The organism is Polaribacter sp. M10 (assembly GCF_054968445.1).
Genome location: NZ_JBSSBG010000002.1, coordinates 89,109 through 103,554, shown reverse-complemented (window position 1 = coordinate 103,554; position 14,446 = coordinate 89,109). Strand labels below are relative to the sequence as shown.

The window sequence follows — 14,446 nt, the reverse complement described above, 5'->3', positions numbered from 1 at the left end:
TAAGTAAACTATCAAAAAAATATTTTGGACTCTAAACTAAATAATTTATTAATTGTAGAAGACAATTCTTTTATTAAGAAAGAGATTTTTAATGCTACTAAAGAGTTTAGTAGTATTGGAGAAATCCAATTATCAGAAACACTACAAAAAGCAATTTCCTTCATTACTAATACTAAATTTGAAATTATTATTCTAGATTTAAAATTACCTGACGGAAATGGAGTAGAGCTATTAAAATTTCTTAAAGAGAAACATATAAAAGCAAAAGTTTTTATATTTTCTATGAGTACAGAGTTAAAAAATATTTGTTTAAAATACGGTGCTTTTGCTTTTTTTGATAAAGCAAATGACTTTGATAAACTTTTAGAAAGTATCAAATAAAAGAAGAAAAACGCTTCGATTTTAGGCAGCAGAAAATTAAGCAGATTGCGTATTAAAATATGTCTGTAATCTACTTAAATTCACATATTATTATTTTCGTAACAATACCCATAATTTACTTTGAAATCAAAACTTAAAAACTTATTAATTGTAGAAGACAATACTCTTATTGGTAAAAGTATTGTTGATGCAACTGAACAAATTATAGGTAGAGAAAACCTTCATTTAACTACGTGTTTAAAAGAAGCAATTACTTTAGTTAATGAAACAGATTTTAATTTAATTATACTCGATTTAAGTTTGCCAGATGGTAATGGATTAGAGTTGTTAAAAATACTTAAAGATAAAAAATCTAATAATAAAGTATTGGTCTTTTCTACAAACACTCACCTAAAAGGAGTTTGCTTAAAATATGGCGCTTATGCGTTTTTTGATAAAGCAAACGACTTTGACAATTTAATAGAAACCATAAGAACAGAAAATTAATTTGTACCTCAAATTAATTGGTTTTCACAATCACTTTTTTTTTCAATACCCTAACTTTTAGAGGTTAAACTTTTATGCATAAAAAAAAGCTAAACTAATGGGGGATTGTCTAGCTTTTTGGAATATAAGTATTAGGGGATACTCAATGTAACACTATAAACATATTTAAGAATTGGTAATTGCTAAATAGGGAATTTTCTTATTTTTAATAGTTTTCATAATTAGGGGTTTAGGAATACTTAGGGGTATTTTCTAAATAAATTTATGATAAGGGGTTTAATCTTTAAAAAAAGATAACTATTAAAATGAGTATTCTTAAATCTATTGTACAGTGTTACGTTTACAGTTTTATTTATTGGATAAAAGTTTCAACAAAAAAAACGATACTTGTAATAAAAAAAATAAGACTAAATGTAGCGATAATAGAGTCGATTCTATTAATAGGGGTCTGTAGGTTGTTCTGTGTCTTTTTCATGGGGGATGAATTTAAAGTTAAAATGTTACCTTAGTTATTAAGGACTTACACTTCAAATATAATTTTTAAATAGACACTACTAAATAGGTAATTTTCTTATTTTTTAACGAAATGTTAAAAAAATCTTTTTAATTAAAAAAAAGGATAAAAAAAGAAAAAAGCTAAACGTTGGGGGATTATGTTTAGCTTTTTGCATATAGTGGGAAAAAATATGTAACGATATTGATACCACAAATATATTTGCAACGTTAAAGTTAGCCAATAGGTAAATTCCCTATTTATAGATTTTAATTAAAAAATAGAATTTATTATTGGCTAACTTGGTAGTATTTATCTTACCTCAAAAGTAATAGGGATACTAAAACTTACACTAACAGGCATACCTCTTTGTTTACCAGGTATCATTTTAGGTAAAGATTCTATAATTTCTGTTACCTCTTTTTCTAAAACAGGATGTGGTCCTCTAGTTTTTACATTGATAATTTTACCAGTTTTACCAATTGTAAAAAGAACATATAAACGTTTTTTACCCTTACTTAAACCTAATTCTGTAGCTAAGTTTACATCGAATTTTTTACTAAAATGCTTTGTAACTCCTTTTGTAAAACATTTTTTTAATTTGTCATTATTTCCTTTACAGCCAGGGTAAACAGGTACATCTTCTATAAGCATAAAAGGGATATCTTCGATAACCTCTTCAGCTTCATGAACCTCTTCTATGTCTTCTGTGTTTACAACTACAGATTCATTTTCGTCAGTTTCTGTAGTTTCAATAATAGTTTCTTCAATTTTAACATCATCTTCTACAATTTTAATTACCTCTACAACCTTAGGAATGTTTTTTGGTGGTGGTGTAGGTTTGGTAATCTGTACAATTGGGATGTCTTCTTTCATTTCTTCAACCATTACCACATGGCCTAATTCATCATAATTTCTCTCATAAGTTTTATGCTCCATAAAAGCATAAATGATAAATAATGAAAGTACAATTCCTATTTGGAAGAAAATTTTACTAAAATTTTCTAGCTCTTTACGTGGGTTTTTTTTGATTTCCATCTTAAACCTTTTTTAATTTATTATATTTTAAATGTCAGAAATTATCAAATTCTCAGTTATTTGATTTCTGATTATAAAATTATAAATAAAAAGGGGGTTAAAATATGATTTACATCATACTTTTGTCGTGCACTTTGGTGTGGTCTCCATTGTTCCAAAGTGTAAGAATATCTGTAGCTACAGCAGCTCCACTACCAGCAGCAATTGCAAATTGGCTTCTATGCCCAGCAATTGTACCACAGCAATACAATCCTTTTTTTATAAGGTGATCATCATTTTTTAATTGAATTCTGTCTTTTGCAGCATTGGCTTTGTTATGAGGAATAATAAAATCATCCAAACCATTAATAGTAAATGGTTTAGAATAATTTAATGCCAAAACCGCAATTTTAGCTTTATAAGTATTTTTATTTGTAGTAATTATATAGGTCTCATTATTATCATCAACAGAAATTACTTTTTCATTTTCTATTTGATGAATTTGAGGATATAAATTGGTTAATTGTTGTTTGCCATCATTCAAAATATCTTTTCCTAATGTTTTAGGCGATAAACCCAAAACATTATTAAAAAGCGCATTCTCTAAATGCGATGTTCTTTGATGCATAATAATACCAATGTTTTTATCAGCAGTATAAGGCCTGTCTTTAGCAGAACCTAAAAGTAAAGCGCATTGCATACCAGAAACGCCTCCACCAATAATTAAACAATCTAAAATCATTTTTAAACAAATAACATTTTAATATTTTGTGCAAATAGTTTTACAGAAATGGCCAGTAATATTACTCCAAAAACTTTTCTAATTATTTGAATACCAGCTGCACCTATAATACGCTCTATTTTACTAGACGTTTTTAATACAATATAAAGAAAAAATATGTTTAAAACTACAGCTACAATAATATTTTCTATGGCAAATTCTGCTCTTAAAGATAATAATGTTGTTAAACTACCTGGCCCAGCTATTAAAGGAAAGGCCAATGGAAAAACGGTTGCTGTTACAGAAGGATTACTGTCATCATCTTTATATAAAGTAATACCCAAAACCATTTCTAGTGCTATAAAAAATAGTACAAAAGCACCAGCAACTGCAAAAGAGTTTACATCTATGCCTATTAAACCTAATAAGCTTTGGCCCACAAAAAGAAAAACAATCATAATAAAACCAGCTATTAATGATGCTTTTTCAGATTGAATATGCCCTACCTTTTTTCGTAAATCTATGATTATTGGAATGTTTCCAATAATATCTATTACCGCAAATAATACCATAAAAGCAGTAATAATTTCTTTAAACTTGAAAGCCATTTTATTTTTAAATTTTTTGCAAAACTAGTTAACTAAATTTTATTAAATCATAATAAAACAGAAAAAAATATACTTATTTTTGCGAATATGTTTCAACTAGGAAAAACCATTGTTTCTGAAGACATTATTGAAAAAGATTTTGTCTGTAATTTGTCTGCATGTAAAGGTGCTTGCTGTATAGATGGCGAGGCTGGTGCACCTTTAGAAAAGGAAGAAACCAAAATTTTGGAAGAAATTTATCCGAAAGTAAAACCTTTTTTAAGAAAAGAAGGTATAGAAGCCATAGAAAAATATGGCACCTGGACAACCAGTGAATGGGATGAATTAGAAACACCTTTAATTAATGGTGCAGATTGTGCTTATGTTATTTTTGATGAAAAAAATACGGCACTTTGCGCTATTGAAGAAGCTTATAATCAAGGAGAAGTAGCTTGGAAAAAGCCAGTTTCTTGTCATTTATACCCAGTAAGAGTTAAAGATTATAGCGAGTTTGCTGCTGTAAATTATCATAAATGGGAAATTTGTGATGATGCTTGTACTTTAGGAAAAGAGCTACAAATACCAATTTATAAATTTGTAAAACAGGCTTTAATTAGAAAATTTGGTCAAAATTGGTACGATGAATTAGAAAAAGTGGCAGAAAAACATTTAAAATAATGGTTTATAACCATTCTTACTTTTTTAAGAAAATTCTTTGTTTTAAACTAAAGGGATTTGTAAAACTACTTTAGTACCCATAACATTTTTATCCTTATCTATTAAATCTTCGTAAATAATAGCGTAATCGTTTTGTAGATTTTTTACAAAATTTGCTAATCGATCTTTGGTTAAATTTATACCAATCGATTTTCTGTTGATCGATTTTTCTGCTTTTATTTTGGCAGATGCTTTACGCCCAATTCCATTGTCTTCTATAATAATTTGTATATAGTTTGCTTCTTGCTTTAAAATGGAAACAGTAATTTTTTTATCGTTTTTTTTAGAGGATAATCCATGCCAAAGAGAATTTTCTAAAAAAGGTTGTAAAACTAAAGGCGGAACTTTTATGGCTGTTAAATTAATTTTTTCATCAACAATAATATTAAAGTCAATTTCATTAGAAAAACGAATATTTTCTATGGTCATATACAAATCCATTGTTTCTAATTCTTCTTGTAAGGTTACTTCTTTGGTGTTAGAAGCTTCTAAAATTTTACGAATAAGTTTAGAAAATTTATTTAAATAATAGGCCGCAATTTTTGGCTCTTGATTAATGATATAAAGCTTAATTGAGTTTAAGGCATTGAATATAAAATGCGGATTCATCTGACTTAATAAACTGGTTAACTTTAACTCATTAATTTGTTTTTGATACAAAGCTTGCACTTCTGCAATTTTATGGCTTTCTACTTTTTCTGATAATTTTTCGTTTAATTGGTCTTTTAACAAATCGTTTTTTCTTAATTCAGAAATTAATAATGCATTGTAACCATCTCTTTCTTTTCTGTAATTATGGTATTTATAAGCTAAACCAATAGATAAGGTTATGGCTTCTAAAAAGACGCCAATTTTAAAAAAACCAATAGGATCTATGTTTGTAAAAGGATAATTTTTTACAAAAGACAAACACAGTGCAAGTACAGAAAACCCTAAAAAGAATACCAAACCAATTACAAAGAATTTATTGATTTTGTCTTTAAATTGATAAATGGCTTTTATAAAAAATGAAATTATAATTAAGGTAATTGGTGTGTAAACAAATAGAAAAAAACGGGTTATGTATTGTTGATTAAAAAAGAAATAATCAACAATAAAAAACAAGGTGCAAAATACAGAAGCTACTATTATATAGAGCATAATTTGCACAGTCAGTTGTATATTTTTTTCTTTTAAATTTAAAAAATGAATAGAAAACCAACTGTAAAGAATCCAATAATAAATCTGAATAATCCAATTAAAAGTATCAAAAAAGCTTTGGAATTTTTCTGATAAATAATTAGAAGTACTATTATCAGTTTTAGGAATTAAATACAGAGTTACCAGCAATAAATAAGATGCATAAATTGCAAAGCTCTTATCTTTTGTAAAAAAATAAGAGGTTGTATGGTAGGCAATCAAAATAAAAAGCATCCCTTGTAACCAAGAGGAAAAATCTTGAAAAACGAAACTCATACTCTATTAAATTATCGGAATTTTTAAAGCAACTTTTGTTCCTTTTGGGTTTTTGTGTTCATCAACCAAATCATCAAAAACAAGGCTAAATGGATTCTGAAAATCTTTGATAAAATTTTGCAAGCGTTCTTTGGTTAAATCAATTCCTATCGATTTTCTATTGATTACTTTTTCCGATTTTATTTTGGCTGATGCAATTCTTCCAATTCCATTATCTTCGATATCAATTTGAATAAAGCCTTCAGAAGGTTTAAAAACCGATAAAATAATTTTTTTATCTCCTTTTTTAGACGATAATCCGTGCCAAAGTGCATTTTCTAAAAAAGGCTGTAACACTAAAGGAGGAACTTTAATATTTGTTAAATCTAAATTTTCATCAACATTAATAGCATAATCAATTTCGTTAGAAAAACGAATGTTTTCGATGTTCATATACAAATCCATTGTTTCTAATTCTTCTTGTAAAGAAACTTCTTTTAAGGTAGATGATTCTAGTATTTTACGAACCAGTTTAGAGAATTTATTTAGGTAATGTACTGCGTTTTTTTGTTCGTTATTTATAATATAATGCTTAATAGAATTTAAGGCATTAAATATAAAATGAGGATTCATTTGTGTACGTAAAACATCTTGTTCTAAAGTTAAAATTCTTTTTTGATTTTTTAACAAACGTTGTCTGTATAAGAAATAGAGAAGACTAATTAAAGAGATAAAACTACCCAGAACAATAATCCAAACATTTCTATTTTTAACCAATTGCAATTGTGCAATTTCGTTTTGTTTGGCAAGATTTTTAATTTCGTTATTTTGTCTTTCGCTATCGTATTTTATAATTAAATCGTTAACGTATTGAATGGTTCTTTCGTTAGAAATTTTCTTTTCAAATTCATCAGAAAGTTTATAGAATTTTAAAGCAGTTTGGTAGTCTTTTTTACTTTCGTATAATTCTGAAAGATGGCTGTAAGCATAAGACATAGAAGAAGGTAGGTTATATTCTTTAGCAATTTTTAAACCTATATTTAGGTTTTTTTCTGCCTTAGAATATAACCCTAATTTAGATTGAGCCCATCCTAAATTTAAATATTCGTAAGATAAATACTTCTTGTTTCCTAACTTTTCTGCGGTTACTAAATTTACTTTTAATAAGGCTATGGCTTTGTTTGGGTTGCCTTGTTTTATGTACATATTTGCAATGCTACTTTTACAAATAATTTGCCCAAAAGTGTTGTTAATTTTATTGTTTATTTCTAAAGATTTTTCAAAATAGGTTAAGGCTTCGTCTGTTTTACCTTGTGCATCTTTAGCATAACCAATATTTTGATAATTGATGGCCAAACCCAATTGGTTATCTATACTTCTTTCTATTTCTTGAGACCTTTTAAAACGTTCAATAGCCAAATCGTACTGCTTTAAAAGCAGGTAAATATTACCCATACTATTTAAAGAAACTGCAATGCTTCTTCTTAAACCAAGATTTGGTTCTGCAACAGTTTCTGCTAGTTTTAAAGCCTCATGATTGTAATCTAAAGCAGTTCTATTGGCGTCCATTTTTCTATAATCTACGCCCAACATATTTAAGCTAAATACTTCAAACTCGATACTTTTTGCTCTTTGCGCAGTTTCTAAGGCAAATTTGTGCGTGGCAACTGCTTTGGGGTATAAAGAATAGTTTCTGTATTGTATGCCTAATAAATTTTCTACATAAGCTTTACCATCTAAATAATTCGATTTTTCGAAAGTATCTGCTAATAATTTTAGTTTTGTAGTGTCTCTTCTAAAAGGTCTTAAATACAAATTAATACCCTTGTAAGTTTTTGGCCTTGTTTTTAAAATACGATCTATTTGCGTATTAAAATCTACCTTTTGTTTTTGCGAAAAAGTAGTATTAAAAAAAGAACATAACAGAAAAAATAGGAGTATTCTAGCCATAATAAACGTGCTTATAATTTTTCTAAAAACTCAGATTTTCTTTGTCTAGAAACTGGTATTTTAGCATTGTTTTCTAAAACGATATAACCATCAGATTTTAAAAACTCTTTAATTTTATTTAGATTAATAATGTAAGAATTGTGAATTCTAAAAAAATGATCAGAAGGTAATAATTCATTAATTTCTTTTAGCTTTTTGGTTACTACAATTTTTTTGTTTTCTGATAAATGTAGAGTAGAATAATTACCATCAGATTCTACATAATAAATATCTTTTGGTTCTAAAAACACCAATTTACCATCAGTATTTATGGTTATTTTTTTACGATGTAATTTGTTGTTAAATTTTAGTAGCATATCTTCGAACTTATCTGCACTAAAGTTTTTAGAATTGTGCTTTTTAATTTTAACAATTGTATCAGCCAAATCGTCTGTATCTATTGGTTTTAATAAATAATCGATGGCTTCTTTTTTTAAAGCTGTTATGGCATATTCGTTATAAGCTGTGGTAATAACTATGGCAAAATCTTTATGATCTAGTTTTTCTAAAAACTGAAAACCATCCATAGTTGGCATTTCAATATCTAAAAAAAGGCAATCGATTTTAGAGCTTTTTAAATAGGGGATTGCTTTTTCTGGTTCTGTAAAAGTAGCCACAACTTCTAGGTCGTTACTAAAGTTGCATAACTCCCAACTTAGACCTTGTATTGCTTTTGGTTCATCGTCTATAATTACAGCTTTTATCATGGTAGTCAATTTTCTCAAAGTTAAAATATATTTCTTAATTAAGTTTTACAACTGTGCAAATGGCTAGAATTTGAATGTATTTCGTCTGTTTTTGCTGATAATTGGTGAATTCAACTCATTATTTATCAAATAACTAACTATACAAAAAATGAAGCAGTTTATACATCTTTCCTTTTTTTAAGGTGATAGAAAAGGAATATTTGTATCACGATAAAAAAATCAATCAAAATTTAAATTGATTATGAAAAATTTTAAGAAATTATTATTCAGTTTTTTATTTTTTGCGCTTACATTTTCTGCAAATGCACAACTTTGGAAAAAATTAAAAAACAAAGCACAACAAAAATTAGAAAATAAAATTGAAAAAGAAGCCGATAAAAAAGTAGACAGTTTACTCTATGGTAAAAAGAAAACTGAAAAACCAGCCACTATCGATAATCAACAAAAATCTTATGGTTCTGCTTCTATAAATCATTCTATCCTTTATGGTAATTTTAGTGTAAACGATTTAAGTAAAACTAAAGTAAATAAAGAAGGTAAAAAAGTTACCATAAAAGGATCTTGGAGAACCTCTGATGCAGATGTTTTTGATGGCTATATTTTAACGATTAATAACCTAGAAAATATAGCTGATTTAAGTAATAAAACTTTTAGAATTCCTGAAGAAGCTACTTTAAAATTAGCGTATAATGCTTTGGTAAAAGGAGAATATATCTATAAAAGAGGGCAAGAACATGCACCTCAAAATTTCGAATTAATTTCTGGTACTGCTACAATAACGTTTCATAAAGATAAAAATGTTAGCCTCAATTTTTCTGGGGATGTAAAATTAGATAACCATAAAGACAATGAAGATTTTGTAAATAATACACCTGCTGTTATAAATGGTATGATTAATACAAACGAACCAGAATTTATAATTACTAAAGTAATTGCAAATGCTTCTGGAAATAAGGCTAATACAGAACTATCAGAAAGTGATAAAGTGTTTCTAAAAGAAAAATTATCGCCAACAGTAAATATACCCAGTTCTTTTAGTTTTAATAAAAGTATAAAAGTAGAAATGACAGATAGTAGAGGAGAAAAAATGCCAATGGAGTTTCTTTTAGGCAACTATCCAGACATTTATGGAATTTCTGTAAGTGCTAAAGAAATGCAAGGTCAGGGAGCTGTTACTATGGTGATGACACCAAAATCTTCTACAGCTTTTATGGATGTTGCTGGTATGAAAATGAAAAGATCTACTTCTATTGCACAAATAGAAAGTCAGTATAACATGACCAATAAACTGCCAGAAAATGCAGATTTTGAGTATAAAAAAACAGGCAATACCAAAACTATTTTGGGGTACAATTGCCAAGAATATAAAGTAACTTACAATTACACAAACGCTACAGGGTCTGCAAGTTTTTGGGTTGCTAAAGATTTTCCGATTCAAAATATAGAAATGCCAATGTTGGGTATGAAAATGAATAATCCTTATTTAGAAGGTTTTGTTTTAGAGTTAAATTCTAATCACCAAGGACAAAATTTTAATATCAAAGTCATTGAATTTTCTAATAAAAATCTGCTCATAAATTCCTCAGAATATAAAACAATGGGATTCTAAAAACTAAAAACTATGAAAACAAAAATTACTTTACTACTTGTTCTTTTTATATCAATAGTATGTGTAAGAGCACAAGAATTTACCATTAATGGTGTAAATTATAAAGTTATTGATGATGTTAATCTTATTGTAGAAGTTGATGGAAACTCGTGTATTGCAGGCAATTTTAGTTTGCCTGAAAAGGTTGAAAATAATGCAAAAGAATATGCTGTAACTAAAATTTCATCTGGTGCATTTAACAATTGTACAGAAATAACTAAAATAACAATTCCAGAATCTATTACAGTTATAGAACAAAGTGCTTTTTGGGGATGTACTTCTTTAGTAGAAGTTGTTTTACCATCTACAATTAATACTATTAACAATAGTACTTTTAGAGGTTGTACTAATTTGTCTGTAATAAATTTGCCAAATACAATTACTCAAATAGGAAGTAATGTTTTTCAAGATTGTTCTAGTCTTACAAGTATAACATTACCAGATAGTATAGAAATATTAAAAAATAATTTATTTTTTAATAGCGGATTAACAAATATAATTTTACCCAGTTCTGCTAGAATTATTCAAAACGATGTATTTAATAGTTGTTCAAACTTATCGAGCATTACAATACCAAATAGTGTATATTTTATTGGAGATGATGCGTTTAGAAGTTGTACAAGTTTAAAAAATATAATTTTACCAGATTCCTTAGAAAAAATAAATGAAAGTAGTTTTGAAGCAAGTGGTTTAACAAGTATTTCAATACCCAATAAGGTAGAAGAAATAGAACTATTAGCCTTTAGAGATTGCTTTGATTTAACCAATGTTGTTATGGGCAACTCAATTACAACTATCGGATCTAGTGTTTTTCAAAGATGTCAAAAATTAACAAATGTAACTTTATCAAATAGTTTAACAGCTATTTCTCATAGAGCTTTTGATCAATGTTTTAAGTTAGAAACGATTACAATTCCAGAAAGTGTAACCTCAATTTTTGATTATGCTTTTTACAAATGCTATAAACTTAAAAATGTAAAAATTCCAAATGCAGTTACTAAAATTAGTCAATATGCATTTGATAATTGCTTAGTTTTAAATGAAATTGAAATACCAAGTTCTGTAACAGAAATAGATAAAAATGCATTTTCTAATTCAGGGTTAACAGATGTTACTGTAAATTGGATTACTCCATTAACCATTACAGCAAGTGTTTTTAGTAATGTTATATTGGCAAATGCAAATTTACATGTGCCTGCAAATACCTTTGCAGCTTATAAAGCAAAAGATGTTTGGAAAGATTTTGGTAATGTGTTAGAAGAGAATTCAACAAGCAATTACACAACAATTCCAGATGCAGAATTTGAGCAATACCTAGTACAAAACAATATCGATTCTGAAGGTACAATTGATGGACAAGTATTAACTGCAGATATATCAAGTGTAACTCAAATAGATGTTAGTCAGCAAAATATTTCAGATTTAACAGGTATTCAGAACTTTACTTCTTTAACCTATTTAAATGCTTACGATAATAATATTTCTAGTGTTGATGTATCTAATAATATTCTTTTAGAACAACTTTATTTAGGTAACAATCAGTTATCGTCAATAGACATTACAAATAATACAAAACTTCTAGAATTTAGTATTTCTGAAAATAATCTAACAACGTTAGATGTTTCAAAAAACACAGCATTAACAAATTTATATGTAGCTTTAAACCAATTAACAAGTTTAGATGTCTCTAATAATATTAAATTAATTGATGTAAGATGTGAAGGAAATGCAATTGATAGTTTAGATATAGCTGCATTATCTGACTTAGAAACACTTTGGATTTTTACTAATAATTTTACACAAATAGATGTTTCAAAAAATACAAAACTTAAAAACTTTATTGCTTATCAAAATAATTTAACAAGCTTAGATTTATCTAAAAATGAAAATCTAGAAGTTGTTAGGTGTTATTCAAATCAATTAACATCTTTAAACATCAAGAATAATAATAATGCAAAAATCATTGATTTTGAAGCGCAACAAAACCCTAATTTATTGTGTGTTAAGGTAGATGATGCTAATGCTAGCACAAACAATAATAATTGGATAAAAGACCCAAATAGCAACTATTTAGAAAATTGTGGAGAAGGTACTTTTATACCAGATGTTAATTTTGAAACTTATATAGAATCTCTAGGACTAGGAAATACAATTATCGGAGATGGTTATGTAGAAACTTCAAAAATTGCTGCCTTAACAACTTTAGATGTTCGCAATAAAAATATTTTAGACCTTACAGGTATAGAAGATTTTGTGGCTTTAAAAGAGTTAGATGCCAGCGATAATAATATATCAACCTTAGATTTAACAAAGAATGTAGATTTAGAAATTTTAAATTTATTTTCTAATGCAATCAGTAATATCGATTTATTAAATAATAGAAAGCTAAAAGAATTACACTTAGGTGCTAATCAATTGACAAATCTCGATGTTTCAATGCTGCCAGAACTTACTAAATTATGGTGTTTTAACAATCAATTATCAACCTTAGATTTAAGTAAAAATCCAAAATTAGAAGTGTTAAATTGTAGTACAAATCAAATAGAAAATTTAAATGTATATTCTAATCCGTTATTAACTAGTATCGATGTTTTTTCTAATAAATTAAAATACTTCGATATTCAGTATAATAAAAATTTAACTCAATTAAGTATTTCTGATAATGAATTAACAAGCTTAAATTTAAAAAATGATTATACTTCTAAAATAGGCTTGTTCACTTCTTTAAATAATCCAAATTTATCTTGCATTAAAGTAGATGATGTTACTTGGGCTACAGATAATTTAACAAATATAGATAATACAAGTTCTTTTAGTCTAGACTGTATGCCTTTTAATGACGATTGTGCTAATGCAATTCCATTAACCTTTGGGCAACAAACTCCAGGAGATGTAAATAGCGGAACTTCTAATAACAACCCAAGTTGTGCAGTAGGTACAGTTTTAGCAGACGTTTGGTTTTCTGTAATTGTGCCACAAACAGGAGAGTTTAGTATAGAAGGTACAGGTTTTGGAGGTCAGTTAAAATTTGCAGTGTATCAAACATGTTCAAGTTTAGCGCCAATTGCTTGCGGAACATCAATTTCATTAAAAAACTTAACTGTTGGTACTCAATTTTATTTAAAAGTTTGGCTAGAAGCTTCATCAAACAAAAGCTCAGTAAATCAGAACAATTCAGGAACGTTTACCTTAACTGCAAGTGAATCTAGTGTTTTATCTGTAGATCAGTTTATAGAAAATAAAACAGCACTTTATATATATCCAAATCCAGCAGAAACCAATATTTCAGTACAGTTATCAAATAATTTATCCCTAGAAAAAGTAGATATTTACAGTGTTTTAGGCGATAAAATTATCAGCAAAAACGGTTTTAATAAATCACAATTAGATATAAATGTTTCTAATTTATCAACAGGAATTTACATTATAAGAGCAAAATCAGAAAAAGGAATATCATCCAAAAAATTAATTATTAAATAAATATGTTATGAAAACAAGAATCCAAAACAAACAACAAATTAAAAGCTTAGTATTTGCAACAATTTTAAGTACTCTTATTTTATTCTCATCATGCAGTTCTAATGAAACTGATTTAGATGAAAGCGGAAATTTATCTGAAATTGTAATGCAAGATTTTAAAGAAGATATAGAGAACCTTTCAGTGCCAGAAAGTTTATCAAATTCCAATAATCAATATGCAATAGAAGCCAGTACTCAGTTCGAAACCTTAAGACAATTAAGTTCTACATTTTCGCAATTATTTACAATACCAGCAAATGCTATTTCTAGCAAATCTAGCACTAAAGTTGCATCGAAATCTAGTTCAATAGCAAATTCACAAACCTATACTTGGTCTTCTGGAGATACAAGTGTAGAGTATACTATTACAGAAGAATCAGACAGATATTCTTTTGCCTATTATATAATATCACCAGATTTAACAGGTAAATTAATGGATGGTTACCAATTAATGGATGGTAGTTATGCAGAAGTAAACATGTATTATGATGATATTGTAATATCAACCATAAAATGGTGGGTAAATAACAACGATATTAAAATTGAATTAGATACTGATGGTTACAAATTAGTATTAGAATCGAACGCAGTAGATTACTCTGGTAATTTAAAAGTGTATTATTCTAATGAATTAACTGCTTTATATCAATGGAATTCAGATGGTTCTGGTTCTTACACAAATTACGATACAGAAGAAAGCTATAGTTGGTAATGTAAAGAATAATTATAACGTAAAATCGCAATTGA

12 protein-coding genes are annotated in these 14,446 nt (G+C 27.5%); 6 read left to right on the top strand and 6 right to left on the bottom strand.

What is annotated here, in order from left to right; genetic code table 11:
- Positions 1 to 24 precede the first annotated feature (24 nt).
- Complete coding sequence (locus ACWYN7_RS03175) at positions 25 to 381, top strand: response regulator (RefSeq protein WP_462858401.1); 357 nt, start codon at positions 25 to 27, stop codon at positions 379 to 381.
- A 120-nt stretch (positions 382 to 501) separates the two neighbouring features.
- The gene (locus tag ACWYN7_RS03170; protein WP_462858400.1) at positions 502 to 867 is read left to right on the top strand and encodes a response regulator; all 366 of its coding nucleotides are present in this window, start codon (positions 502 to 504) and stop codon (positions 865 to 867) included.
- 805 nt (positions 868 to 1,672) lie between these two features.
- Here the strand turns inward: ACWYN7_RS03170 and ACWYN7_RS03165 are convergent.
- The 3 genes from ACWYN7_RS03165 to ACWYN7_RS03155 all read right to left on the bottom strand — a co-directional run bounded on the left by ACWYN7_RS03165 (position 1,673) and on the right by ACWYN7_RS03155 (position 3,706).
- On the bottom strand, positions 1,673 to 2,398 hold the full coding sequence (locus ACWYN7_RS03165) for an energy transducer TonB (protein WP_462858399.1): 726 nt from the start codon (positions 2,396 to 2,398) through the stop codon (positions 1,673 to 1,675).
- Between the two features lie 109 nt (positions 2,399 to 2,507).
- Positions 2,508 to 3,119 carry an FAD-dependent oxidoreductase gene (locus ACWYN7_RS03160; protein ID WP_462858398.1) on the bottom strand — a complete coding sequence of 204 codons (612 nt, stop codon included), beginning with the start codon at positions 3,117 to 3,119 and terminating at the stop codon, positions 2,508 to 2,510.
- Positions 3,120 to 3,121: 2 nt separating this feature from the next.
- A complete protein-coding gene (locus ACWYN7_RS03155) occupies positions 3,122 to 3,706 on the bottom strand; it encodes a MarC family protein (protein ID WP_462858397.1) in 585 nt (194 codons plus the stop codon).
- A gap of 87 nt (positions 3,707 to 3,793) precedes the next feature.
- Between ACWYN7_RS03155 and ACWYN7_RS03150 the strand changes: the two genes are divergently transcribed.
- A complete protein-coding gene (locus ACWYN7_RS03150; RefSeq protein ID WP_462858396.1) occupies positions 3,794 to 4,363 on the top strand; it encodes a DUF3109 family protein in 570 nt (189 codons plus the stop codon).
- Between the two features lie 42 nt (positions 4,364 to 4,405).
- Here the strand turns inward: ACWYN7_RS03150 and ACWYN7_RS03145 are convergent, their stop codons facing one another.
- Genes ACWYN7_RS03145 through ACWYN7_RS03135 form a run of 3 tightly spaced genes read right to left on the bottom strand, consistent with a single transcriptional unit; the run spans position 4,406 to position 8,532 of the window.
- Entirely contained in the window at positions 4,406 to 5,857 is a 1,452-nt protein-coding gene (locus ACWYN7_RS03145; RefSeq protein WP_462858394.1) for a sensor histidine kinase, read from the bottom strand.
- A 6-nt stretch (positions 5,858 to 5,863) separates the two neighbouring features.
- Entirely contained in the window at positions 5,864 to 7,786 is a 1,923-nt protein-coding gene (locus tag ACWYN7_RS03140) for a tetratricopeptide repeat protein (RefSeq protein WP_462858393.1), read from the bottom strand.
- A gap of 11 nt (positions 7,787 to 7,797) precedes the next feature.
- Positions 7,798 to 8,532 (bottom strand): LytR/AlgR family response regulator transcription factor, encoded by a 735-nt coding sequence (locus tag ACWYN7_RS03135; RefSeq protein WP_462858392.1) that lies wholly within the window; start codon positions 8,530 to 8,532, stop codon positions 7,798 to 7,800.
- 241 nt (positions 8,533 to 8,773) lie between these two features.
- Here ACWYN7_RS03135 and ACWYN7_RS03130 point away from each other — a divergent pair, with 241 nt between their 5' ends.
- Genes ACWYN7_RS03130 through ACWYN7_RS03120 form a run of 3 tightly spaced genes read left to right on the top strand, consistent with a single transcriptional unit; the run spans position 8,774 to position 14,411 of the window.
- On the top strand, positions 8,774 to 10,141 hold the full coding sequence (locus ACWYN7_RS03130) for a DUF4412 domain-containing protein (RefSeq protein ID WP_462858391.1): 1,368 nt from the start codon (positions 8,774 to 8,776) through the stop codon (positions 10,139 to 10,141).
- Positions 10,142 to 10,153: 12 nt separating this feature from the next.
- A complete protein-coding gene (locus ACWYN7_RS03125; RefSeq protein ID WP_462858390.1) occupies positions 10,154 to 13,660 on the top strand; it encodes a leucine-rich repeat protein in 3,507 nt (1,168 codons plus the stop codon).
- Positions 13,661 to 13,667: 7 nt separating this feature from the next.
- A complete protein-coding gene (locus ACWYN7_RS03120) occupies positions 13,668 to 14,411 on the top strand; it encodes a hypothetical protein (RefSeq protein ID WP_462858389.1) in 744 nt (247 codons plus the stop codon).
- Positions 14,412 to 14,446: the final 35 nt, after the last annotated feature.